Genomic DNA, 22,370 nt, shown 5'->3' with positions numbered 1-22,370 from the left:
CGCTGACGGTAGTTCAGTAGGAAACAATGGTATGACCGATATCGCCGCCGATCTGAAACAACGCTTTGCGACATTGCCGGACAAGGACATAGACGTCGTCATTCTCGGTGCCGGTGTGAACGGCGCTGGGCTTTTTCGTGATCTTGCTGCCCAGGGGATCAACTGTCTCATCGTCGACAAGGCCGATTTCGGATCGGGAACAAGCGCCGCGCCTTCGCGCCTCATTCACGGCGGTCTGAAATATCTGGAGACGGGTGAGTTCGGCCTGGTTGCCCAATCAACGCTGGAACGCAATCTCCTCCTTCAGAACGCGCCGCACTGCGTCGAGGCATTGCCGACCTTCATCCCGATTTTCTCGTGGACGCGAGGCATATGGGCGGCATTGCGCACACTGACGGGCTCGACGACAGCGCCCCGCAGCCGCGGCGCCGTTCTCATCAAGATCGGGCTTGCGCTCTATGACTTTTTCGGGTCGCGTAACCGGGTCATGCCGCGCCACCGCTTCATATTGAAGAAGCGCGCGCTCAAGGAAATGCCGTATGTCACCCCTGATATCGTCGCGGGCGGCATCTACTACGATGCCAAGATCAGCCGGCCGGAACGACTCGTCTACGAGCTGGTCATGGATGGGCTTCAAGCCAACAAGAACGCGCTGGCGGCGAACTTCACCACGCTGACGTCTTCGGTCGAGGGGAGGCTCAGCTTCAGCCGCGCCGACGGTACAACATTTTCGGTTGCTCCGAAGCTTGTCGTCAATGCCGCCGGCCCTTGGATCGACCGCGTCAACGACGCACTCGGCGCCCCCTCACGCCTGATCGGTGGCACGAAAGGCTCGCATATCCTGCTCGACCACCCCGAGCTCGTGCGCGGACTGAACGGCCATATGATCTACTTCGAAGCGGACGACGGCCGTATTTGCCTCGTCTATAGCTATCTCGGTCTTGCTTTGGTCGGTTCGACGGATATTCCCAGCGACGATCCAGACAACGTCCGGTGTGAAGAGCCAGAGATCGACTATTTCCTCGAAAGCGTCCAGTCGCTGCTGCCGGGTCTTCGCTTCGGGCGGGACCAGGTGGTCTATAGCTATAGCGGCATTCGCCCTCTACCGGCTTCGGACGCATCGTCGCCGGGACTGATCAGCCGCGACCATTCCGCTCCGGTGATCGAACCGCAGTCAGATCGTCCGTTTGCGATCGTCTCGCTCGTGGGGGGCAAGTGGACGACCTTCCGCGGCTTTGCCGAGGAGGTTGCAGATCTTGTGCTCCAGCGACTGAACCGCACTCGGAGCCAATCCACAAAACATCTTGCGATCGGCGGCGGACATGATTTCCCGGCGAATTCGACGGCGCGCGGAGAATGGGTGCGCGCTGTTGCGAAGCGAACCGGTGCAGCGCCGGGCCGGATCGACCAGCTCTTGAGCCGCTACGGCACCACCGCCACAGCGATCCTCGATTATCCATCGGCACACACTGATGCCGCGCGCCTCGCCGGGGCTCCGCATTACAGTGCTCTCGAGATCGACTGGATCGTGCGGCAAGAATTCGTCATCCACCTGTCGGACGTGGTGTTCCGGCGGACAACGCTTGCGATCGAAGGCGCGCTGACCATGCAAGGGTTGCGCGACATCGGTGCAATTGCTGCCGAAGCGCTTGGATGGACGGAACAAAGGCTCGCAGCCGAGATCGAAGACGTCACCGCTATCATGTCAAAATTTCATGGCCGGCGGCTCGATGACGCCGCGGCGCATCTGTTTTCGGAAGCCAGAACGACTGCAGGCCCGGCTTCCGGCTGAGGTGCCATCCTGTGGATTAGCCCGGCGTTCAAAGGAATCGCCGAGCCGCTGCATCTTTTTGTTTTGAACAATTCCGGACGGAAAACCGCTCAGCGGTTTTCCTGGAACGACTTTAGGAGAAGACCGGGTCGAGCGCGCCGGACTTGTAGCGCTTGGCCATCTCGGTGACAGGGAGCGGCCGAATACGGGCAGCATGGCCCGCCGTTCCAAACTGCGCGAACCGCTCCTTGCAAAGCTTCGTCAACGCCGCCATGGCGGGCTTCATATACTTGCGTGGGTCGAATTCGCTCGGGTCTTCCTGCAACACGCGGCGAATCTGGCCGGTCATGGCCATGCGGCCATCGGTATCGATGTTGATCTTGCGCACACCGTTCTTGATCCCACGCTGGATCTCTTCGACTGGCACGCCCCAAGTGGGCTTCATCTGGCCGCCGTACCTGTTGATGATCTCCTGGAGTTCTTCCGGAACCGAGGACGAGCCGTGCATCACCAGATGGGTATTTGGCAATTTGCGATGGATTTCTTCGATCACATTCATCGCCAGCACCTTGCCGTCGGGCTTACGGGAGAACTTGTAGGCGCCGTGCGAGGTGCCCATGGCGATCGCCAAGGCATCGACCTTCGTTTCCCGCACGAACTTGACCGCCTCGTCGGGGTTGGTGAGAAGCTGGTCGTGCGAGAGCTTGCCTTCGGCGCCATGACCGTCCTCGGCCTCACCCATGCCGGTCTCCAGCGAGCCGAGCACGCCGAGTTCACCTTCCACCGAGATGCCGCCGAGATGCGCCATATCGGTGACCGTCTTTGTCACGCCGACATTGTATTCCCAATCGGCCGGCGTCTTGGCGTCGGCCTTCAGTGAACCGTCCATCATTACCGAAGTGAAGCCGGCTTGAATGGCTGTCATGCAACTGGACGGGTCGTTGCCGTGATCCAGGTGGACGCAAAGCGGGATGTGAGGGTAGATCTCAGCGACGGCATCCATCATGTGCTTCAGCATGATGTCGTTGGCGTAGGCTCTGGCGCCGCGTGATGCCTGCATGATGACGGGCGCGTTGACGGCATCGGCGGCCTCCATGATGGCGAGTGCCTGTTCCATGTTGTTGATATTGAAAGCGGGTACGCCGTAGCCATGTTCTGCGGCGTCATCGAGCAACTGCCTCAACGTGATGCGTGCCATTCAAGCTCTCCCTTTGCCATTGCGAGCGATTGCGATCATTTGATACTGTCGGGATGTCATTTCGGTTGCATCGGAGCGTGGCTCTGAGGTCGCAGGAACGTCCCGAAAACTTCATGGAAGGCTCATAGCATCCCACCAAAATTCATAACAGCGTAAACTAACAAGATCACATAATTTGTGACACTTTGTTTTGCGTCGTGAAAGTCGCACAGAATTCAGTCCTTCTGCCGTGTCAAACGAGAATACCTCTCTACACTTTTGGGCGCACTTTGCTAATAATTTGATTATTATGCGTTTTCATGCATTTTTTCCGAGAAAAGGCTATTCGGCCTTTTTGCTGCAGGTCGAGCAAACTCGCCTCAATTTCCGTGTGATGGGATTGGTTCGCCAGCGAGTGGCCGAAGATGCATCCGTGAGGTCTCGTGCCCCCCGACATTTGAGGGTTAGAGATGCACAGCGGGAACCGACTATCGTGCAGGACGTCAACAGCAACGCCAAATTTGCCGGCGCTTGAGCCTCGCAGGCAGCAACCGTGTGACTTAACGTTCAGGATCGGTTGAAAGCGACCAAGCGACTTGACGGGAAGGGGGCGAACTCACGGCGGGCCGCCAGCATGTTTCCTGAAGGTCGCGCTGCGCGTCGTGTCGCGGGCGGTGCCGCTCGGCTTGCAAGTCATGTCCGGAGCCCTGGCAGCTTTCATCGTAAAAAAGGGGGGATTGTGTCGATGGCCTCGGAGGACAGAGCACGATAGACCCGAATCCAGAACAGAGCCTCGTTTGTTCGTTGGCTTCGTTCGGCGATCAGTGCCCGTATCAACGCTTCCGAGCCGGCCATATCGTGCCAGCTCGTTTTTAGTCCATTGGCGGCGTGGCCCACCGCCTGCTCGGCTTCGTCCGCTTGGCCCATATCGCTCTCCTGACATCAGGATAGCGGACCACCTTTGCAGACGTCATTCCCCTCATATGTGGGGAGATCCCCTTGTTTGTGGAACCAATCTCGCGGTAGGATGGTGGCGCAGCTGGGTCATGAGTCATGCGGGGAACTTCCGACAACCCAAGATTCGAGCACGTCTTCAACGAGATCAAAACGGCGTCCAAAGTCGACGCCGCCATTCGGTCTCTGCAGGCGGCATACGATGTCGACTACGTGACTTACCATCTCGCGCAGACCATCATGGATACGATCGACGCGCCATTTGTTCGCACCACCTATCCTGATGCCTGGGTCTCTCGATATCTTCTCAATGGCTACGTCAAGATTGATCCCGTTGTTAGGGAAGGCTTTCTTCGTCAACTTCCGTTCGACTGGAGCGAGGTGGAACCTACGCCGGAGGCCTATGCGCTATTGGTCGACGCTCAGAAACATGGTCTCGGCGGCAATGGTTATTCCATTCCCGTCGCTGACAAGGCTAGACGTCGGTCGTTGCTTTCAATCAACTCTGGTTTGCCGGTTGATAGTTGGCAAGAGTTGGTCACAAGTTGCCGAGAGGAATGGACAGAACTCGCGCATCTCATCCACGGCAAAGCTGTGCTGGAACTTTATGGCGAGCATGATCCAGTACCATCCTTGAGCCCAAGGGAAATCGAGTGCCTGCACTGGACAGCACTTGGCAAGGACTATAAGGACATCGCGCTGATCCTCGACATCTCCGAACATACGACGCGGGATTATCTAAAGACGGCGCGGTTCAAGCTGGGTTGCGCCACCCTCTCGGCTGCTACAACGAAGGCCGTGCAGCTCCGTATCATCACTCCCCTGACATATCCCCTCAAATGAGGGGCTCCATTTGCGGGAATTTGCGATCACGGTTTTCCGGCTCATCCTTGCCTTGCGACAGAAACTGTTGGAGGCGAAAATGTTCATAGTTATTCAAGCACATGAATATCATAAATATGCGAGCATCCTCGATCAGATGTTCCGCCTTCGCAAGACGATCTTTGCGGATACGCTCGGCTGGGACGTAACCGTCATCGGACCCTACGAACGCGATAGCTATGACGCGCTCGGCCCTGCCTATCTTGTTTGGTGCGACGAGCGCCGGATGCGGTTCTATGGCGGGATACGGCTAATGCCCACGACAGGGCCGACGCTTCTCTACGACGTCTTCAGAGAAACGTTTCCAGCAGCAACTGACCTCGTTGCCCCGGGGATCTGGGAAGGGACGCGCATGTGTATCGATGAAGCTGCCATCGCAAGTGATTTTCCCGATATCGATGCTGGCCGGGCATTCAGTCTGTTGTTGCTCGCACTTTGTGAATGCGCACTCGATCACGGCATTCACACCATGATTTCCAACTACGAACCCTATCTCAAGCGAGTGTACAAGCGGGCAGGTGCCGAAGTCGATGAACTTGGCCGTTGCGACGGATATGGGAGATATCCTGTTTGCTGTGGTGCATTCGAGGTCTCGCAGCGCGTCCTCGCGAACATGCGGCACATGCTCGACGTGTCGGCTCCGCTCTATGTTCGGCCCAAACCCATACGATCCGTTGCGACCCGACTGTTGGAGATGGCGGCATGAGAAACCTGACCTTCGTGTCTGGAATTAGGAGGCGCCCATGCCCGACGACGATAGTCTGAGAGTGCGTGAATTTGTCAGAATGTTCCGGCTGATTTCCACAGCGAAGGAGGCAGCCGAAGCGCTACAGCTTCGCAACCTTGTCCACCTGACGAATATGGCGCTGTTGCAGGTGGCACTGGACTGGGATGGTCTGGATCCGGAGCGTGACCCGGATATCGACCTAGGAGGGCTTGTTCGCGAGAAAGCGCGTATCGCGATGAGGAACGGCAGAGAGAACCTGCTCGTTCTCCCTCACACCTAAACCCCTGATGTAGGCGTCGGGACATCAAATGTCATTGGGTCGGCGTCTTCGTCGACCCATTCTCGGGATGGCTAACAAAAATAGCAATATCGACCGAAGCAACGTGTCGATTTGGGTCGGCCATTCAGGTGGAAGCGGCAACCTCAGCGAAAATGCAGGAAAAACATTGTCGGTCCCACCAGGGTCATGGCAAAGATGAACAGCGATATACCAAGCTTCAATACCCGCATGCGGCGTGATTTCACGCCATCCCAGTCGTAGCCCATCACTATATCCCCCTTCTTTATTCGCACCGATTTAGACGGCGCATTAGGAGTATCTTGTATGAGGGATGTGCGAAGCTTGCGACTTCGCTGCAGCGTCTTGCCTATTCCGCTATGCCCGATGGAAAACTTCGTCTGTGAGAAGCAAAAGGAAATTCTCGTCGTCCAGCTTGTTGGCGATCTGACCGTCTTCCGTCATGTAGTCGAACACGGGACCGCCCGGCCGATCCGAGAAGGTAAACTTGGGCCATTTTAATTGTTCGATAATGACGATGCGGCGCCCGGCGTCATTTTCGCACGCTATTCTTCGCGTCTCCTCGAAATAAGTCATGGCGACACCTCAATAATATTTCCGAAGTGAAGCTTAGGACGCGCATATTGCGAGTCAACCTGGCCATCGTGAGTATCACAGAAGTGTTATCGCGGGGCTTGGAAGCGAGCGCCAGGAATCGAAAAAAATGCCCCGCCGGAGCGGGGCAATTGGGGTAACGCGACTTGTTAGTGCCAAGTCTGTTTAGTGCCAAGTCTGTCGACCGTACCAGTCATCAATGTCACGCCGCGCACGGTCTCTTTCCAAACCATAGCGTTCCTGAATCTTGCCCTCGAGCTGGTCTAGGCGACCGTCGATCTGATCAAGGTCGTCATCGGTGAGCTTGCCCCACTGCTCTTTTACCTTTCCTTTCAACTGCTTCCAATTTCCTTCAACTCTGTTCCAATCCATGATTTTCTCCTCGTTATCTCGGTTGCTCATAAAGAGATAACGCAGCTTGGCTAGCTTTGTTCGGAAAAGAAAACTGCCGCGAATGGCGAAAAGTTGCGTCTGATGACGAGGCGAGGGGAAGCGCATCGACGGCGTCGATAACAGGCCAGATGGACTTGCGAAAATCTGCCGTCAGGATGCTTCCATCCAATCAGGTAAGTCAAACGACGTATAGAAGTTGTCATAATAATATGTTCTAAATCAACCGTCGGACGTGCCCGCGCCCGACAGCTGGATTATCATTCGCCCTATCCATCACCGGATAGGGCTTTTTTTGTCTGAGAGGGAGCCTTCTGCCGTCCGAAGCGATCATCGGAAAGTCTAGGACTTCGTGTCCGCTATTCTTTGGGCCCGCCGCAAAGCTGGGCACGCAAGCGGCAGGTCAGGCGTCGCTGCTTGGTTCATGGGACGTGATGGCGCGCCCCTGCCGCCCGCCTTCAAGACCGGTAGGAGGTGGGAAAGTTCCAGCACATTTGGGAAAACCCGGCTAAAGAACTGAACGTTGCACAATGATTTCATGGCGGGACTGCAGTCCCTTAGCCGGGTCGTTGTTAGAGACGCTACTTCATTCCTACTTTTATGGTCGCCGCACGACCCGCATTACCAGCGAGACGATGAACAAGACCAAGAAAAGGAAGAACAGAAATTGCGCGATCGAAGCAGAAGCGCCCGCGATGCCCCCAAATCCGAGAACACCGGCAATCAGCGCCACAACAAAAAACACCAGAGCATAGTAGAGCATCGTGGTCTCCTTTCGAACTATGTGGGAGATAACGGAGCTCATCGGTATTGGTTCCCAGACGTCATGCCTGCGCCAACCTGGCTATGGCATTGATCTTTCAAGCGGAGCCAACGGATGCCGGCGATAAACAGGTTTGACGGCAACTATTCGCAGGCTATCCAAATTCGACAGCACGTTGGAATGATCTATCGCCTTCATTGGGTTCCGGCGGTTCCGCTGCCTGAAGGTAGAATTTGACAGGCGCCGTCAGTACGAACCAGATGCTTGCTCCGAACAAGTAATACGCGCCCGTCGAGTCATCGGATCCGGCGAAGAACGGAAGACCGGCGGACACGAACAAGACGGTCATTCTTACTGACCATTCTGTCTCCCGTCTTGTGAATGCATATGTCCGGAGTACGGTATATTCTCGTCGGCCATATGTATCTGTCTTTCTCATTGAGAAAAGGAGTTTCCATACGGAAGGAAGCGCGAGCATGATGAGAGCCGAAGCGCTGAGCAGCAACCCGGAGCCGTGGAGAAAATATTGAGCGGCAATTAAAAGAACCGAGAGCACAGCGAGATGCCAGGTCGGCTCGAGGCGCTCCGGGGGCTGTCCGGAATAAAGATGCCAAGTTCGAAGCCAATTGGCCGCGCCATCAAGCAGCGGCTGATCGATGTAGCGATTGATCCATTCCATACGTAAGTGGTCCCATTGCCCGAAGAGAAGGGAACACCACGCAAATCGGTCATCATCGTGGCAACACCATTGATAACCGGCGAACGGCCGCCACGGCAGGCGCCGGGAACTTCATGAACAATCTGCCGTTTATAGCCATCTTTCATCGGAGGACACCATGCAATTCACCAACACAGCTATCGCGTCAAATGGCGCGGCCGCTACAGTGGAAATCATCGGCGAAGGAGTCGAACTTTGAACACCGCCAACCTCCAACTCGAAGGTCTCGTCACCGCGATCGCTTCAATCAATGCCCTTCTTGTCGACAGCGGCATCGTTTCTCGTGGCGAGATGCAGCAGGCTTTGGAACGTGCACAGCACGGCGTCAACTGCGAAGCCCGCGGCCTTTCAGAAGCCAACCAAAAGGCGATGCTCTTCCCCATCCGCCTGCTGCTCCTCGCCAATGAGGACTCGGGTCAAGGGAAAACCAGGACATTTGCCGAATATGCGGAGGCCGTCGGCAAATCATCCTGAAGAATGGCATTGTGTGTGGACATGGCCGAGAAGAATCCGGCAGCTCTAGCCGTCGGGCCGACGCTGTTTGCGATTCCGGCTTGCTGCGAAACGAGGCTTTCGGCTGAGGCCACGCGCTGATGGAGAGACTGGCCTCAGCCGCTCCTAACCGTTAATTGTCTCTAAATCAGGAAAGCCTATTTTCCGAATATGCGAATAAGCACAATTACAAACTGGGCGTATGGCATCACGGTGCTTCTGACCGTTTTGTCGGGTGCCGCCTTCATCCTTTCGGCATATAGCGCCACTCAGGAGAGGATAACGGTTCAGGAGCATCTGGCTCTTGATGATCTGGGGGAGGAACTTGCCCTTGGGGCGGAAGAAACGACGGACGAAGCGCGTCTCTATGTAATGAGGGGGGAAGACCGGCATCTTCAAACTTTCCAGGGTAAGGAAGGAGAAGAACGCCGGCGCGAAACCGCGATCGGGAAGGTCCGCGCGCTTGGCGCGTCTGCCTCCGAATTGGCAACGCTCGACGAAATCCAAGCCGATGCCGAAGCTTTGGACAAAGTCGAAGAGGCGGCTGTGGCGGCCTATCGCAGCGGAGATCAACAGGGTGCCCGGCAAACCTTATTCGGGCCCGATCATGAGCGCCTTCAGACGGCTCTCCTCGACGCGGTTGCACGCTTTCGGGAATCGACTGCGGCGCGTATGGAAACTGCGATGAACGACGCGCAGTCGAGCAGCGATTTTTGGAGTTCCACCGCAAAGACGCTGCTGGCTCTCACCGCCGCGGTTTTCCTGGGCGTCCTCTATTTTGTGCTGAAGCGCCGCGTCGCCGTACCGCTTATGCGCATGACCGGGATCGTAAACAGGCTTGCAAAGCAGGATTATGAAGTCGAGGTCCCACTCGATCGCCGGCGCGACGAAATCGGCGAGATGAATGAAGCGATCCACATTTTCCGGGAAAACGGGATCGAACGTGAGCGGCTCGATGCTGAGCGACGGCGAGATCAGCAGACGAAAGATTTGATCCTGCAGATGATGCACAGGCTGCAAGCCTGCCAGGCCCAACATGAATTGGCTGCGGTTGTTGCACTGTTTGTGCCGCAGATCTTTCCGCATTTTTCCGGCCACCTCTATGTTATGAACGAGAGCCGGACGATGCTGACGCGGTTCAGTAGCTGGCTCGATCCGCGTCGTTCTGAGCTATTCTTTCCTGCAAGCGCCTGCTGGGGCCTTCGCCGCGGACGACCGCACGTCAGTGATGCGACCCATCACGATATTGCCTGCCAGCATCTCGATGTGAAGGAAGTCGCGGGCTTGTGCGTGCCGCTGACCGCTCAAGGCGATGCGATTGGTCTGCTTTATCTCGAAGAACGCGATCAATCAGAGGCAGCCTCCGAGACATCGCGTCTCTACCTCGAGCTCATCGCCGAGAATGTCGGCCTTGCGATCGCCAATCTGCAGCTTCGCGACAAGCTTACGAATCTTGCGGTCCGCGACGCGTTGACCGGCCTTTTCAACCGGCGCTCACTCGATGAGGCCTTAAACCTCTATTCCAGAGAAGAAGCGAACAAGCCCCTTGTCTGCATGATGATCGACATCGATCACTTCAAGCGCTTCAACGACGAACATGGGCACGACGCAGGCGATGAAGTCATGCGATACGTGGCCCAGATCATGCTCGACACAGTGGGCAATGCTGGAATAGCCTATCGCTTCGGGGGCGAGGAGTTCACAGTGCTTTTGCCTGGAGCCAATGAAGAAGAGGGCCTTCAGTTGGGCGAACAGCTCCGGTCGATTGTCTTCGCAACGCCCTTGGCCTATCGCGGGCGTGTCCTCGGCGCGGTTTCCATTTCGATAGGAATCGCATCATCACCAATCGCCGGGTCGGTAGCCACACTCTTACAGCGAGCCGATGCGGCCTTGCTCGAGGCAAAAGCTCATGGACGAAACAGATTAGTTTCCGCCGCTGCCGCATCCGATGAACGAGCTATGAAGCTGCGATCGAGCTAAAGATGATTGCGGCGGTGTCGTCGCTCAACGGTTGCTCCCGCGTATTCAAGATCGCTTTTTGCCGGAAATGAACCGGTATGTTCGCCGACTGCTTCCCTCAGCGCATCGTACTTTGGCTCATCGTCGCCCTCGATCTCGGTTTCCTCAAAGTGGAACTCACCGCTGATCTGTCTTTTTGCACGTTCCCAATGCTCGAGATCTCGACCTTCTTGTCTGCCTTCGTTTTCCCAGATGGCATATGCCCGTTCTCTGATTTCCTTTTCGAGGTCTCGCGTTTCTGGCTTTGCCGCTTGTGACTCATCGGTTGTTCGCGAACTGGTTGGTATGTTATCTGCCATGGCTCATCTCCTATTCGCTTATCAATCGACGTAAGGGGAGTATGTTCCGTGGTCGCGCCTACCTTTTGCGCTTCGATTCAAAATTCCTGCAGCGGCATGTCATGACCTCATGCAAACGCCCTCAGCGATTTACTTGAGCATGATGCCTTTGGCAGCAAGGCCTCGTCTCAGCCGCTCGATCGTGGCGTGGCGCGTCTCCGACCAATCCCTCGTTTTTGCCCAATATTCGATCACTAATACCGTCTTGTCGGCGGTAAGATCGTCCGAATAGACGTGGGGCGGCGGATCCTTTCGCACACGTTCGTCCGACTTTACAAGCTCGAGGAGCGTCTGCGTCACAGCGTCGATGTCGACATCATTGCCGACGGCGACCGACAGTTGCTGACGCCGGCTTACTTCGCGGCTGTGATTTGTGATCGGTGTATTCCAGAGCGTGGAATTGGGAGCCATCAGGTAGAGGCCGTCCGCTGTTTTCATTTCGGTTGCGAACAAACCTATCTCGACAATGATCCCTTCGACGTTGGCGGTCTGGATATACTCACCCACACGCAGCGGTCTGAGCACCAGAAGCATGATACCGGCTGCGATGTTTTGAAGCGTGCCTTGCAAAGCCAAGCCGATTGCCAAGCCGGCAGCGCCGAGAGCAGCAACGATCGACGCCGTCTGAATACCGAACTGTGCCAGCACAGCGACAAAGACAAAGATGAGAATACTGTAATGCAGGACGTTTTCGAAAAAACGGGCAAGCGTCTCATCGATCCCATGTATTTTCGATAGGCCTTTATAAGCCCACCGGCTGAACACTCCCGATAGAATCCAGCCGGCAATGAGAAGAATGACGGCGCCGAGGATGGAGAAGCTGTATTGTACAACAAGCGCCGCTGCTTGGCTGAAGGCGGCGCGCGCGGCAAGGATAAGGTTGACCGGTTGATTCTCCATCGGAAAAGCAATCCTTCTAAGACAATGGCGATTATAATTTGATCTGAAATAGTTCGTTGAAGCCTTTTTCAACGAAGATGTTGCAATTTCTGCCTAGATAGAGCCAAGCATCCCGATCGGTATTGAAGATGGCGATGTTACAGTCGAGTTCTGATGAGATCTTCTTCCTCATCACGCTGCCGTCCGCCAAGAGCGGCTGCCGCAGAGGCAATGAACGCACCAATGATCAGCGACAGAGAGCCGAGCAAGGTCGTCGTGACTGCCGCCTTGCGCGCTTGATCCGCGGCTTTTTGTGCGGCCGCCTTGGCATCGTCGATCCGCTTCAATACGACATCAACACGCGCCTTGGCATCTGCGTCGGATAGGCCTGTTCTCGATGCGACGACAGTTGCAAGATAATTCTTGTCGTCGTCAGAAACCTCGCCTTGCGCCACGCTATTGAGCAATATGCGTGAAATCTCTGCAGCCGAAGCATTTTCGTCGGCAGTAGCTCTCGTGCGGTTCTGTTCGGGACGAAGCAGCACATCGGTGAAATACGAGGTGGAGAGATCGGCGGCCGGCGCGCCGGAAGAAGCGGCAGCCGCCGTTCCGGCGACACTCGCGGTTGTAGCGGCGGTGCTGACGGCCTGTGCACCGGCTCCTGCCAGCGATGTGAGCGATGACGCCAGAAAACCAGCAACGAAGATAGTCGCCAGTGCCCAGCTCATAAAGCCATGAGCCGTGTCGCGAAAGAAGACCTCATCGGTATGGACGGCGGCCCATTTTGTGCGAAGCCGGCCCGTGAGGTAGCCGCCGAACGCCGACGACAACCACTGCACGACCACCAGCCAGATCGCTGCAGTAATGCCGATCGAGCCTGCTGACGCGCTCTGAGCTGACCAAGGCGACACCATAGTAAGGCCAACGCCTGAGCCCAGCAAAAGCAGAATAAGAGTGATCCCCGTGGCTGCGACAGCACCGCCTATAATGGGACCCCAGGAAATCGCGGAATTGGCTGACTCGACCGGAGCCACTGAGCCTTCGGGCCTGTTCATAGAGACGGACATCATCGCCTCCTATCGCATGAAGAGGACAAGAAGGATGACGATCGGCAAAGGGATGCCGAGAAGCCAAAGAAGAATACCGCGACCCATGATAAGACCTCCGACTGCGTTGATATGTGTAGCGGGTGAACGCGGGCTATGGACCTTTGTTCCGTCAGCGGAAAATCCAATTGGAAAGCAATGGATTATATCGAAGATCGCAATTTGGGTGTTGAGGAAGTCACAATCGCGGACTTGCGCTACGACTTCTTTCTACTCCGGAAATCTGCAGCGAAAGCGCCGCCGACTGTGTTCCCGACCCGGTGACATGACCAAGGGCCAACAGTTGCCGTCGATGGGCAGACGTGCGGCTCTGGCAGATTGATCGCTAGTTGGAAGACAAAGCCTTTCGGCCGTCGCGCGGCGCACGACATGAAAAGAACTCGCAGCTTTCTGGCGGTTAGCGACGAGTTCTCCTCATTCAGTCTGCCACAAGGCAGTCATCTGTCCGCCTTGTGGCTCCGTGAAATTCTTCGACTCAGTACCGCCCCGAATTCCACTGAATCATTGCCACATGCCAAGGCGTCCAAATAGTCGCCAATATGTACTAGCGCTTTCGATCGACCGGAAGTTCCGACGGGTGATCCGGTCAAAGTACCAAGCAAAATATCACCGTACCGTACCGATTTTCTTTGATCATTCGCCTGTCCGGCGAATGCCGAAGATCGTCGCCTTTCACCTGTTTTACGGCGGGGCGATCTGAGCTCGAACCATGGGGGCCATATTAGTAATCGCCCGTCACTTGACATTTGTCGACTCGTAATCGAATAATGTCAGAAATCGACATCGAGGCAGAGGCCCGCGACGTCGATCGGCATCCGTCATCAGGATTGCCGAGTGCATTGCGGAGGAGAGCAGGTGGAATTTTTGCTGGAGGTGGAAGGGCTGAAGAAGTCCTTTGGCGGTGTTGCCGCTTTGCGCGAGGGTCGCTTTCAATTGCGCGCCGGCTCGGTTCACGCCCTCTGCGGCGGCAACGGTGCCGGCAAATCGACCTTTCTCAAAATTCTGATGGGCATACACAACCGCGACGCCGGTTCCATCCGTCGGCGTGGCAAGGAAGTGGAGTTTGCTGGTCCCGCCGATGCGCTGGCCTCAGGCATTGCGATCATCGAGCAGGAGCTCAGCCCTGTTCCTCACATGAGCGTTGCGGAAAACATCTATCTCGGTCGCGAGCCGTCGACCCGTTTTGGTGGCATCGATTTTCGCAGCATGAACCGCGCTGCGCAGAAGCTCTTGGACGATCTCGAATTCGATATCCGCGCCACGCAGTACATGATGAACCTGTCCGTTGCGCAAATGCAGCTCGTAGAGATCGCAAAGGCGCTCAGCCACGACGCCGAGGTCATCTTCATGGATGAGCCGACCTCGGCGATCGGCGAGCGGGAGGCGCAGCATTTGTTTGCGGCCATCCGGCGCCTGCAGGCGCAGGGGCGCGGCATCGTCTATGTCTCGCACCGCCTGTCGGAAATCTTCCAGATCGCCGACTCCTATACGGTCTTTCGAGACGGCGCCTTTGTAGGCAGCGGCGCGCTGGCGGATATTGAGCGGCCCGATCTCATCCGCATGATCGTGGGGCGCGAGCTGGCCGAGGAATATGTCAAGACGAACGCGCCGACGGCGCAAGTCGGTCTGGAGGTCGCTGCGCTCACCTGCCCGAACAAGATTGAGGACATTTCCTTCTCCGTCCGCAAAGGCGAGATTTTCGGCATCTACGGCCTCATGGGGTCCGGGAGAACGGAGATCTTCAATTGCCTTTTCGGTCTCGACAAGCCTTCGGCGGGTCAAATCACGATCGACGGCGCCGGGGTTTCCATTACGAAGCCTGCGGAAGCGATGGCGCACGGGCTGGCGCTCGTCACGGAGGACCGAAAGCAGACCGGGCTCAATCTGTCGGACTCGGTGCGGGCGAACATCTGCATGGCAAGCCTGCCTGAGCTGAGCCCGGCTTTTGCGATGAACCGGCCGGGCGAAGTGGAGGCGAGTCGCCGGATGCGGGAGCAATTCCAGATCAAGGCGGCGCAGGACACCATGCCGGTTTCAGGCCTTTCGGGTGGCAATCAGCAGAAAGTCGTGCTCGGCAAGTGGTTTCTGCGCAATCCGAAGGTGCTGCTGCTGGACGAACCGACGCGCGGCGTCGATGTCGGCGCAAAGCGCGAAATCTATCGCATCATCTGCGACTTCGCCGAAGCCGGCGGAACCGTCGTGATGATCTCATCGGAAATCGACGAAGTTCTCGGCATGTCCGACCGCATCATGGTGATGCGCGCCGGCAGGAGTGCCGGGATTTATAGCCGGGAGGAGACGGATGCCCAATCACTCGTCCACCTATCGACCTGACGAGGGTCGGAGCAATCCTTCGGCAACAGAGGAGCTAGTGGTGTCAGTTAGCGAAAATGACAATAAGAGTGCGGGCAGTTGGTTCGGTTCAGACCAACGACGGCTGCTGATTCAGGAATACGGCATCTTCCTGGCCTTCCTGCTGCTGGTCGGCGTTCTCGCCTTTTCGAACGAGTACTTCCTGACCGCGGGCAACATTTCGAACATCCTGCTGCAGACCTCGATAAATGGGGTTCTGGCCATCGGCATGACCTTCGTGATCCTGACGCGCGGTATCGATTTGTCCGTCGGATCGGTCGTGGCGCTGGCCGGTATCGTCAGTGCCAGTTTTGCGACGACATCCGCAACGGCGGGCATCGTCGGCGCGCCTTATCCGGTCGTCGTCGACCTCGGTATCGGCCTGCTGGTCGGCATTGCCTGCGGTGCGGTATCGGGTGTGATCGTCTCGCGCTTCTCGGTGCCGGCCTTCGTGGCAACGCTTGGCATGCTTTCAGCGGCACGCGGTCTGACGCTCATCTATGGCGAAGGCCGCCCGGTTCCGGCGCTTACACCAGCTTTCCGCTGGATCGGCACCGGCGACTTCCTCAATATACCAGCGCCGGTGATCATCCTCGCCGTCGTGTTCGCCGTTTCGTGGTGGATCCTCAACCGGACCCGCTTCGGCCGCTATATCTACGCTGTCGGCGGCAATCCACATGCCGCAAAGACCTCGGGCATCAACACCACCCGCATCCGCTTCATCGTCTACGTCATCTCTGGCGGCCTTGCCGGCATTGCCGGAATGCTGCTCAGCGCCCGCACAGGGTCCGCGCTGCCGCAGGCGGGCGTTGCCTATGAACTGGATGCGATCGCGGCGGTGGTGATCGGCGGAACCAGCCTTTCCGGAGGCGTTGGTCGCGTCACGGGAACATTGATCGGCGCATTGATCATCGGTGTCATGAACAACGGTCTCGATCTCATGGGAATCCAGTCCTACTACCAGCAGGTGCTGAAAGGCGCTCTGATCGTCGGTGCTGTGATGCTCGACCAGAAACGGAATTTTGGAGCCTAAGCTCCGACGCAGAAATTCGGGGCTGGCGCGTTGCCGACCCGTCTCAAAGGCAAGCCATGCCGGCAGCCTAAACCCAAGGTGGAGGAAATGAAATGAAGAAACTTTTGATTGCGCTTGCGTCGGCAACCGCGCTGCTGGCTTCATCGGCCGTAGCGCAGGAGAAGATCAAGATTGGTGCCGCGCCCTACGGTTTGAACGCTGAGTTCATGCAGATCTGGGCGGCGGCGCTCCAGGACCATCCGGCGGTCAAGAGCGGCGAAGTCGAGTTGACAGTTTTCGACGGCCGCTATGATGCGCTGGTCCAGCAGGATCAGTTCAAGACGATGATCACGCAGAAATACGATGCGATCATCTTCGCGCCGATCGATGTCGATGCTGGCGCGGCCGCCGTACAATCGGCCGTCGATGCCGGCATTCCGGTGATCGGCTCGAATACGCGCGTCAATTCCGATCAGCTCACGTCCTATGTCGGTTCCGACGACACGATCTCCGGCTACATGGAAGCCAAGGCCGTTCTCGACAAGATCGGCTGCAAGGGCAATGTGGTCATCCTGGAAGGTCCTGTCGGCCAGTCCGCACAGATCCAGCGTCTGCAAGGTAACAAGAAGGCGCTTGCCGAGTGCCCGAATGTCAAGGTTCTCGAAGACCAGACGGCGAACTGGTCGCGTGCGGAAGCCCAGACGCTGATGGAAAACTGGTTGACGGCCCATCCGAACCAGATCAATGGCATAATCGGTCAGAACGACGAAATGGCTTTGGGTGCGATCGAGGCGATCAAGTCGGCTGGACTTGACGTCAAGAGCTTCGCCATTGGTGGTATCGATGGTGTTACCGACGCGTTGCGCGCCGTCAAGGCCGGCGAAATGACATCGATCCTGCAGGATGCGCGGGCGCAGGCGCAGGGCGCGCTTGACCTTGCCATCTACCAGGCGAAGCATGGCAACTACAAGCCGGAGTCGGATATCTGGACGACTTACAAGGACATGCCGTGGAACGACGGCAAGGACAAGAACTATAATGTACCGTGGACCCCGGTTACGGCACAAAACGTCGATCAGCTTCTTGCGACGCGCAAATAATCCATCCGTGGGGTGGGCTGATGCCCACCCCCAATCCTTACAGGTCGGGAAGAAAGTCATGACTGATTCAAAACAGATTGATCTGAATTTTTCGCTGAGCGGCAAGGTCGCTCTGGTCACCGGCGGGGCCTCCGGCATCGGCAGCGCCATAGCATCGGCATTCGCTGCCAAGGGTGCCGCTGTCGGCGTGATCGATATCAATGAATCGGTCGCGAAGTCCAAGGCCGACGAACTCGGCAATGGCGCGAAATCTTTCGTCTGCGATGTATCCGATCCGCAATCGGTTGAAAATGTGATCGCTTCGGCCGAAGCCGCTTTCGGACACATCGACATCGTCGTCAACAGCGCCGGCGTGGTCATGCTGGCACCCGCGGAGGATCTTAGCCTCGACGCCTGGGACAAGACCATCGCCATTAATCTCAAGGGAACGTTCCTGGTCTCCCAAGCTGCCGGACGGCGGCTGATTAAAGCCGGCAAAGGCGGGAAAATCATCAACATGGCTTCGCAGGCCGGTACCGTCGCCATCGACCAACATGCTGCCTACTGCGCATCGAAATTCGGTGTCATCGGCCTTTCCAAGACACTCGCCGCCGAATGGGGAAAACACGGTATTACCGTCAATACGATTTCTCCAACCGTCGTTCTGACCGACTTGGGCAGGAAGGCCTGGGACGGCCCACGTGGGGAAGCGCTGAAGCAGCGCATTCCAACCGGCCGCTTCGCCTTTCCGGAAGAGATAGCGGCGGCAGCGGTGTTTCTTGCCTCGAACGGCGCCGACATGATCAACGGTGCGGACCTTCTTATCGATGGCGGTTACACCATTGTCTGACGCGCGGAAAATAGGAGCAACAATGCAGCGGTTCATCAACAATCCGGACGAGGTCGTCGAAGATACGGTCAAGGGCTTCGTCAAGGCGCATGCGGATATCGTTCGGCTCGGCAGCAATCCCCGCGTAATCGCCGCGCGGCATGCGCCGGTTGCCGGCAAGGTCGGCGTTATCACAGGCGGTGGCTCCGGCCATGAGCCTGCTTTTATCGGCTATACCGGACGCAACATGCTCGATGCGGTTGCCGTCGGCGAGCTCTTTTCGTCGCCGACCGCCAAGAGCTTTCTCGACGCGGCGCGGGAGGCGGATGGCGGCAAAGGCGTGGTCTGCCTCTATGGCAACTATGCCGGCGACAACATGAACGTGAAGATGGCGATCAAGCTTGCAGCGAAAGAAGGCATCACCATCGAGACGGTCGTCGCCAATGACGACGTATGCTCAGCAGGGCCGGACGAGCGAGAGAAGCGCCGCGGCGTTGCCGGCGAGATTTTCATGTGGAAATGCGCCGGCGCAAAAGCCGGGGAGGGAGCTGGCATCGAGGAGGTGCAGGCAATCGCGCAGCGGGCGATCGACAATTGCCGCTCCATCGGCGTCGGCCTTGGTCCCTGCACCCTACCGGCCGTCGGGCATCCGAACTTCTCGATCGAGCCTGGGACGATGGAGGTCGGCATCGGCCACCATGGCGAGCCGGGCGTGCGGGTGGAGCCGCTGAAATCGGCGAGCGAGGTTGCGCGCGATATGACGAAGATCGTTCTCGACGACCATAATCTTTCCGCCGGAACCGAAGTCGCGGTGATCGTGTCCGGTCTAGGCGCCACGCCTCTCAACGAGCTCTATATTCTCCATGACACGATCGAATCCGAAATCACCGGCCGCGGTCTGAAGATCTACAAAACCTATATCGGTAACTACTTCACCTCGCTTGAAATGGTGGGTGCGACGCTCACCGTGATGGCGCTCGACGAGGAGCTGAAGCGGTTGCTGGATGTCGATGTTCAGTGCCCGGCCATGCTTTGATGGGAGAGACAGACGAGATGCAGACTTTTCAAAATGCCTCCTCGGGAGATATCGTTCTTTCTCTGGCAGACCAGATCATCGAGAACCGTGCCTATCTCAGCGAGATCGATGGCAAGATCGGCGACGGCGATCATGGCGTCAACATGGCCAAGGGTTTCGGCATGGCGGCAGAGAGGATCAAGGGCAATGACATGTCATTGGCCGCTGCACTTGATACGTTGGGCACCGTGCTGATGACCGAAATCGGCGGCTCCATGGGGCCGCTCTACGGCGTCATGTTCACCCAGTTCGCTGAAACGATCGAAAAGGTTCCGGCCATCGATGCGGCAACTTTCAGTGCAATGCTGCATAGCGGTCTCGAGGGTATCCAGGCCATCGGTTCGGCAAAGGTTGGCGACAAGACCCTTCTCGATACGCTTGTGCCCGCGATAACGGCGTTCGACGCCGCCAATCGCGATGGGAAGCCGTTCTCGGAATCGCTGAAGGCTCTGGTCATCGCCGCTGAGGCGGGGCGCGACAGCACCCGCGATCTGGTGGCCAAAATCGGCCGGGCGAGCCGGCTGGGCGAGCGCTCGATCGGCGTCCTCGATGCCGGAGCGACATCCTGTGCGCTGATCCTCAAAGCGCTCGCGCTTGGCATCGACGCCAGGCTTACGCCGGCAGCATGAGTTTATGGGCTTTGGTGAGAGCCCATGATCCTCCCAAGCATCACCTTTCCGGCCGCTTCGGCGGCCGGAAATCATAGTGCGTAGACATACGTTGAAAACTGCAGCCTTTACGCTCATCTTCGCGGTCGATTGTGGATAAAGGGAAACCGGACAGCATGACCGCCAAGACATCATCGGCACGAAAGAATGGGATTGCGCGAGGCGGCACCGCCGAAGCGGCAGAGCCTATTCCGCTGCGTTTCGGCGATGACCCTTATGTCTGGGCGTGCTGGCTCTATTACGAAGACGGCATGACGCAGGGCGATATCGCCGAGACGATGGGTATCTCCCGAGCGACGGTCAACAGCTATCTCGCGGATGCGCGCGCGCGCGGCATCGTCAATATTTCCATTGAGCCGTCCCGGCTTAGTTCCCTGACGATTGCCCAGGAATTGAAGCGGCATTTCGGGTTGCAGGACTGTCTTGTCGTGCCGAGCGACGACAATAGCCGTCCGCTCATCGATCGTTTGGGCGTCGCAGGCGCGCAGGCGCTGCAACGAATTTTGAAATCCGGCGACACACTGGCGGTCGTCTGGGGTCGCACGGTCATGGCTGTCGGCGAGCATGCATCGATCGCAGGCCTGCAGGATATGACGGTGGTACAGGCAACGGGTGGAACCAGCGCAACGTTCGGTTATACGCCGGAGCTTTGCGCGGCCGCCTTTGCCGGCGCCGTCGATGCGAAGCTGATCAACATCGCCGCCCCCGCCATCGTTTCCGCTTCGGAGGTTCGGGATATCCTGTTGCGCGAGCCTCTGATCGAAAGCCAATTTGCGGCGCTCTCGCAGGCCAACAAGGTGATTTTCGGCATCGCTTCGATGCGCCCGAATTCAACCATCCACACCAGTGGATTTTTCGAGTCGGTATCCCTGCAGCAATATCTGGCGAAGGATGCCGCAGGCGTCGTCGCCGGGCGTTTTATCGATGGGCAAGGGCACCCGGTCGCTGGGCCGCTTGACGAGCGGACGATCGGGATATCGCTCGACATGCTGAAGAGGATCGGCTTGCGTATTGCCGTTGCCGGCGGGTTCGACAAGGTTCCGGCAATCCTTGCCGCGCTTCGCGGCGGCTACGTCAATGTCCTCATCACCGATGCCGCCACCGGTCGCGGTATCCTCAACGCCGACGGCGTTACCGAGGTCGATCAGAAACTTTCCCAGCGCCCGAAGACCGACATCGTGCCGCTGCCGAGCGCTGTCCGCACCCATATCAAGAAGTTCCTGAACGATCCGGACGATGTTGTCGAGGAAATGCTCGACGGCGTGGTGAAGGCGCACGCCGCCTATATTACCCCGATCGACAGCGCCCACCGCGCACTTGTCGCTCGCATGGGCCCGAGGCCCGGAAAGGTCGGCCTGGTGATTGGCGGCGGCACAGGACATGAGCCTGCGTTCCTCGGCTACGTCGGCAAGGGTCTCGCGGATGCCGTCGCCGTAGGGAATATCTTCTCGTCGCCTCCGCCTGGCCCGATCCTGCAATGCGCGAAGGCGGCGTCCGGCGGCAACGGTGTGCTTTTTGTCTACGGCAACTATGCCGGCGACGTCATGAATTTCGAAATGGCTGCTGAAATGGCCGCCGAGGACAATATCGAGGTCCGCACAGTCGTCACGACGGATGATATTGCCTCGTCGCCGCGGGAGGACAGAGACGGCCGCCGCGGCGTTGCCGGCAACTTCTTCATTTTCAAGATCGCAGGCGCCGCCTGCGACCGTGGCCTGTCGCTCGATGCTTGCGAGGCCGCGACACGCAAGGCGAATGCGCGGACATTTACGATGGGCGTCGCTTTGGAACCAAGTTCGCTCCCGCAGACCCGTCGCCATAATTTCGAAATGGGTCCCGATGATATCGAAATCGGGATGGGTATACACGGCGAACCCGGCGTGATGCGCGAAAAGATGATGACCGCCGATGCGGTGGTCGACATCGTCATGGACCGGATATTTGCCGAGATGAAGGCTGTGGCGGGCGATCGTGTTGCGGTGCTGGTCAATTCCTTCGGGGGAACGCCTCTGATGGAGCTCTATATTCTCTTCAGGCGTGTCGAACAGCGGCTGAGTGCGAAAGGTATCAGGATAGAGGCAAATTGGGTGGGGCACTACTGCACTTCGCTTGACATGGTTGGCGCATCAATAACGATTCTGCATCTCGATCAGGAGCTGGCGGAATTGCTGCATCATCCCTGCGATACCGCTTTCCTGCGGATCACGAACTGAAAATGTGAGAGATGCGCCCGGCTGACATGGGCCG

Annotated in this window: 23 protein-coding genes; 13 read left to right on the top strand and 10 right to left on the bottom strand. The window is 57.6% G+C overall.

What is annotated here, in order from left to right; translation table 11 throughout:
* Positions 1 to 31: 31 nt before the first annotated feature.
* Positions 32 to 1,792, top strand: a complete 1,761-nt coding sequence (locus FHT86_RS32990; protein ID WP_133711132.1) for a glycerol-3-phosphate dehydrogenase/oxidase — start codon at positions 32 to 34, stop codon at positions 1,790 to 1,792.
* Between the two features lie 112 nt (positions 1,793 to 1,904).
* On the opposite strand, the gene fba is transcribed toward FHT86_RS32990, so the two are convergent.
* Positions 1,905 to 2,969, bottom strand: coding sequence for a class II fructose-bisphosphate aldolase (gene fba / locus FHT86_RS32985; RefSeq protein WP_133711131.1), 1,065 nt, complete (start codon positions 2,967 to 2,969; stop codon positions 1,905 to 1,907).
* A 696-nt stretch (positions 2,970 to 3,665) separates the two neighbouring features.
* On the bottom strand, positions 3,666 to 3,875 hold the full coding sequence (locus FHT86_RS32980; RefSeq protein WP_133711130.1) for a hypothetical protein: 210 nt from the start codon (positions 3,873 to 3,875) through the stop codon (positions 3,666 to 3,668).
* A gap of 126 nt (positions 3,876 to 4,001) precedes the next feature.
* Between FHT86_RS32980 and FHT86_RS32975 the strand changes: the two genes are divergently transcribed.
* From FHT86_RS32975 to FHT86_RS32965, 3 genes are all read left to right on the top strand, one after another.
* Positions 4,002 to 4,745 carry a LuxR family transcriptional regulator gene (locus FHT86_RS32975; protein ID WP_133711129.1) on the top strand — a complete coding sequence of 248 codons (744 nt, stop codon included), beginning with the start codon at positions 4,002 to 4,004 and terminating at the stop codon, positions 4,743 to 4,745.
* Positions 4,746 to 4,824: 79 nt separating this feature from the next.
* The gene (locus tag FHT86_RS32970) at positions 4,825 to 5,490 is read left to right on the top strand and encodes an acyl-homoserine-lactone synthase (RefSeq protein WP_133711128.1); all 666 of its coding nucleotides are present in this window, start codon (positions 4,825 to 4,827) and stop codon (positions 5,488 to 5,490) included.
* Positions 5,491 to 5,527: 37 nt separating this feature from the next.
* Entirely contained in the window at positions 5,528 to 5,791 is a 264-nt protein-coding gene (locus FHT86_RS32965; protein ID WP_133711127.1) for a hypothetical protein, read from the top strand.
* A gap of 143 nt (positions 5,792 to 5,934) precedes the next feature.
* Here FHT86_RS32965 and FHT86_RS38535 read toward each other — a convergent pair whose 3' ends face one another.
* From FHT86_RS38535 to FHT86_RS32945, 5 genes are all read right to left on the bottom strand, one after another.
* Positions 5,935 to 6,057, bottom strand: coding sequence for a hypothetical protein (locus FHT86_RS38535; protein WP_281413749.1), 123 nt, complete (start codon positions 6,055 to 6,057; stop codon positions 5,935 to 5,937).
* 109 nt (positions 6,058 to 6,166) lie between these two features.
* Positions 6,167 to 6,385, bottom strand: a complete 219-nt coding sequence (locus tag FHT86_RS32960) for a hypothetical protein (RefSeq protein ID WP_133711126.1) — start codon at positions 6,383 to 6,385, stop codon at positions 6,167 to 6,169.
* Between the two features lie 183 nt (positions 6,386 to 6,568).
* A complete protein-coding gene (locus FHT86_RS32955; protein WP_133711125.1) occupies positions 6,569 to 6,775 on the bottom strand; it encodes a CsbD family protein in 207 nt (68 codons plus the stop codon).
* Positions 6,776 to 7,391: 616 nt separating this feature from the next.
* Positions 7,392 to 7,556: a DUF1328 domain-containing protein gene (locus FHT86_RS32950; RefSeq protein WP_133711124.1), complete on the bottom strand. Its 165-nt coding sequence runs from the start codon at positions 7,554 to 7,556 to the stop codon at positions 7,392 to 7,394.
* 154 nt (positions 7,557 to 7,710) lie between these two features.
* Entirely contained in the window at positions 7,711 to 8,235 is a 525-nt protein-coding gene (locus FHT86_RS32945) for a hypothetical protein (RefSeq protein ID WP_133711123.1), read from the bottom strand.
* Positions 8,236 to 8,469: 234 nt separating this feature from the next.
* Between FHT86_RS32945 and FHT86_RS32940 the strand changes: the two genes are divergently transcribed.
* The gene (locus tag FHT86_RS32940) at positions 8,470 to 8,748 is read left to right on the top strand and encodes a hypothetical protein (RefSeq protein ID WP_133711122.1); all 279 of its coding nucleotides are present in this window, start codon (positions 8,470 to 8,472) and stop codon (positions 8,746 to 8,748) included.
* 189 nt (positions 8,749 to 8,937) lie between these two features.
* The gene (locus FHT86_RS32935) at positions 8,938 to 10,746 is read left to right on the top strand and encodes a diguanylate cyclase (protein ID WP_133711121.1); all 1,809 of its coding nucleotides are present in this window, start codon (positions 8,938 to 8,940) and stop codon (positions 10,744 to 10,746) included.
* On the opposite strand, the gene FHT86_RS32930 is transcribed toward FHT86_RS32935, so the two are convergent.
* The 3 genes from FHT86_RS32930 to FHT86_RS32920 all read right to left on the bottom strand — a co-directional run bounded on the left by FHT86_RS32930 (position 10,743) and on the right by FHT86_RS32920 (position 13,069).
* Positions 10,743 to 11,084 carry a DUF2934 domain-containing protein gene (locus tag FHT86_RS32930; RefSeq protein WP_133711120.1) on the bottom strand — a complete coding sequence of 114 codons (342 nt, stop codon included), beginning with the start codon at positions 11,082 to 11,084 and terminating at the stop codon, positions 10,743 to 10,745. The genes FHT86_RS32935 and FHT86_RS32930 overlap by 4 nt on opposite strands.
* Positions 11,085 to 11,213: 129 nt before the next feature.
* The gene (locus FHT86_RS32925) at positions 11,214 to 12,023 is read right to left on the bottom strand and encodes a mechanosensitive ion channel family protein (protein ID WP_133711119.1); all 810 of its coding nucleotides are present in this window, start codon (positions 12,021 to 12,023) and stop codon (positions 11,214 to 11,216) included.
* Between the two features lie 137 nt (positions 12,024 to 12,160).
* On the bottom strand, positions 12,161 to 13,069 hold the full coding sequence (locus FHT86_RS32920; RefSeq protein WP_133711118.1) for a hypothetical protein: 909 nt from the start codon (positions 13,067 to 13,069) through the stop codon (positions 12,161 to 12,163).
* Positions 13,070 to 13,963: 894 nt separating this feature from the next.
* Between FHT86_RS32920 and FHT86_RS32915 the strand changes: the two genes are divergently transcribed.
* The 7 genes from FHT86_RS32915 (at position 13,964) to FHT86_RS32885 (ending at position 22,336) form a co-directional block, all read left to right on the top strand.
* Positions 13,964 to 15,442, top strand: a complete 1,479-nt coding sequence (locus FHT86_RS32915) for a sugar ABC transporter ATP-binding protein (protein WP_133711117.1) — start codon at positions 13,964 to 13,966, stop codon at positions 15,440 to 15,442.
* Positions 15,411 to 16,493: an ABC transporter permease gene (locus tag FHT86_RS32910; protein WP_246779775.1), complete on the top strand. Its 1,083-nt coding sequence runs from the start codon at positions 15,411 to 15,413 to the stop codon at positions 16,491 to 16,493. The genes FHT86_RS32915 and FHT86_RS32910 overlap by 32 nt, the downstream gene beginning before the upstream one ends.
* Positions 16,494 to 16,585: 92 nt before the next feature.
* The gene (locus FHT86_RS32905; RefSeq protein ID WP_133711115.1) at positions 16,586 to 17,572 is read left to right on the top strand and encodes a substrate-binding domain-containing protein; all 987 of its coding nucleotides are present in this window, start codon (positions 16,586 to 16,588) and stop codon (positions 17,570 to 17,572) included.
* Positions 17,573 to 17,630: 58 nt separating this feature from the next.
* Positions 17,631 to 18,401, top strand: a complete 771-nt coding sequence (locus FHT86_RS32900; RefSeq protein ID WP_133711114.1) for an SDR family oxidoreductase — start codon at positions 17,631 to 17,633, stop codon at positions 18,399 to 18,401.
* Positions 18,402 to 18,423: 22 nt separating this feature from the next.
* Positions 18,424 to 19,416, top strand: coding sequence for a dihydroxyacetone kinase subunit DhaK (locus tag FHT86_RS32895; RefSeq protein WP_133711113.1), 993 nt, complete (start codon positions 18,424 to 18,426; stop codon positions 19,414 to 19,416).
* A gap of 17 nt (positions 19,417 to 19,433) precedes the next feature.
* The gene (gene dhaL / locus FHT86_RS32890; RefSeq protein ID WP_133711112.1) at positions 19,434 to 20,084 is read left to right on the top strand and encodes a dihydroxyacetone kinase subunit DhaL; all 651 of its coding nucleotides are present in this window, start codon (positions 19,434 to 19,436) and stop codon (positions 20,082 to 20,084) included.
* A 155-nt stretch (positions 20,085 to 20,239) separates the two neighbouring features.
* A complete protein-coding gene (locus tag FHT86_RS32885; protein ID WP_133711111.1) occupies positions 20,240 to 22,336 on the top strand; it encodes a bifunctional sugar-binding transcriptional regulator/dihydroxyacetone kinase subunit DhaK in 2,097 nt (698 codons plus the stop codon).
* Positions 22,337 to 22,370: the final 34 nt, after the last annotated feature.

This window comes from Rhizobium sp. BK313, from assembly GCF_014193655.1.
Lineage (GTDB): Bacteria > Pseudomonadota > Alphaproteobacteria > Rhizobiales > Rhizobiaceae > Rhizobium.
Note: the sequence above shows the minus strand (reverse complement) of the source record. Positions and strands in the feature narration are given on the sequence as shown.

Coding starts and splice junctions, on each gene's coding strand:
- FHT86_RS32990 (WP_133711132.1), top strand. CDS start 32: ATGACCGATATCGCCGCCGATCTGAAACAACGCTTTGCGACATTGCCG.
- fba (WP_133711131.1), bottom strand. CDS start 2,969: ATGGCACGCATCACGTTGAGGCAGTTGCTCGATGACGCCGCAGAACAT.
- FHT86_RS32980 (WP_133711130.1), bottom strand. CDS start 3,875: ATGGGCCAAGCGGACGAAGCCGAGCAGGCGGTGGGCCACGCCGCCAAT.
- FHT86_RS32975 (WP_133711129.1), top strand. CDS start 4,002: ATGCGGGGAACTTCCGACAACCCAAGATTCGAGCACGTCTTCAACGAG.
- FHT86_RS32970 (WP_133711128.1), top strand. CDS start 4,825: ATGTTCATAGTTATTCAAGCACATGAATATCATAAATATGCGAGCATC.
- FHT86_RS32965 (WP_133711127.1), top strand. CDS start 5,528: ATGCCCGACGACGATAGTCTGAGAGTGCGTGAATTTGTCAGAATGTTC.
- FHT86_RS38535 (WP_281413749.1), bottom strand. CDS start 6,057: ATGGGCTACGACTGGGATGGCGTGAAATCACGCCGCATGCGGGTATTG.
- FHT86_RS32960 (WP_133711126.1), bottom strand. CDS start 6,385: ATGACTTATTTCGAGGAGACGCGAAGAATAGCGTGCGAAAATGACGCC.
- FHT86_RS32955 (WP_133711125.1), bottom strand. CDS start 6,775: ATGGATTGGAACAGAGTTGAAGGAAATTGGAAGCAGTTGAAAGGAAAG.
- FHT86_RS32950 (WP_133711124.1), bottom strand. CDS start 7,556: ATGCTCTACTATGCTCTGGTGTTTTTTGTTGTGGCGCTGATTGCCGGT.
- FHT86_RS32945 (WP_133711123.1), bottom strand. CDS start 8,235: ATGGAATGGATCAATCGCTACATCGATCAGCCGCTGCTTGATGGCGCG.
- FHT86_RS32935 (WP_133711121.1), top strand. CDS start 8,938: ATGCGAATAAGCACAATTACAAACTGGGCGTATGGCATCACGGTGCTT.
- FHT86_RS32930 (WP_133711120.1), bottom strand. CDS start 11,084: ATGGCAGATAACATACCAACCAGTTCGCGAACAACCGATGAGTCACAA.
- FHT86_RS32925 (WP_133711119.1), bottom strand. CDS start 12,023: ATGGAGAATCAACCGGTCAACCTTATCCTTGCCGCGCGCGCCGCCTTC.
- FHT86_RS32920 (WP_133711118.1), bottom strand. CDS start 13,069: ATGTCCGTCTCTATGAACAGGCCCGAAGGCTCAGTGGCTCCGGTCGAG.
- FHT86_RS32910 (WP_246779775.1), top strand. CDS start 15,411: ATGCCCAATCACTCGTCCACCTATCGACCTGACGAGGGTCGGAGCAAT.
- FHT86_RS32905 (WP_133711115.1), top strand. CDS start 16,586: ATGAAGAAACTTTTGATTGCGCTTGCGTCGGCAACCGCGCTGCTGGCT.
- FHT86_RS32900 (WP_133711114.1), top strand. CDS start 17,631: ATGACTGATTCAAAACAGATTGATCTGAATTTTTCGCTGAGCGGCAAG.
- FHT86_RS32895 (WP_133711113.1), top strand. CDS start 18,424: ATGCAGCGGTTCATCAACAATCCGGACGAGGTCGTCGAAGATACGGTC.
- dhaL (WP_133711112.1), top strand. CDS start 19,434: ATGCAGACTTTTCAAAATGCCTCCTCGGGAGATATCGTTCTTTCTCTG.
- FHT86_RS32885 (WP_133711111.1), top strand. CDS start 20,240: ATGACCGCCAAGACATCATCGGCACGAAAGAATGGGATTGCGCGAGGC.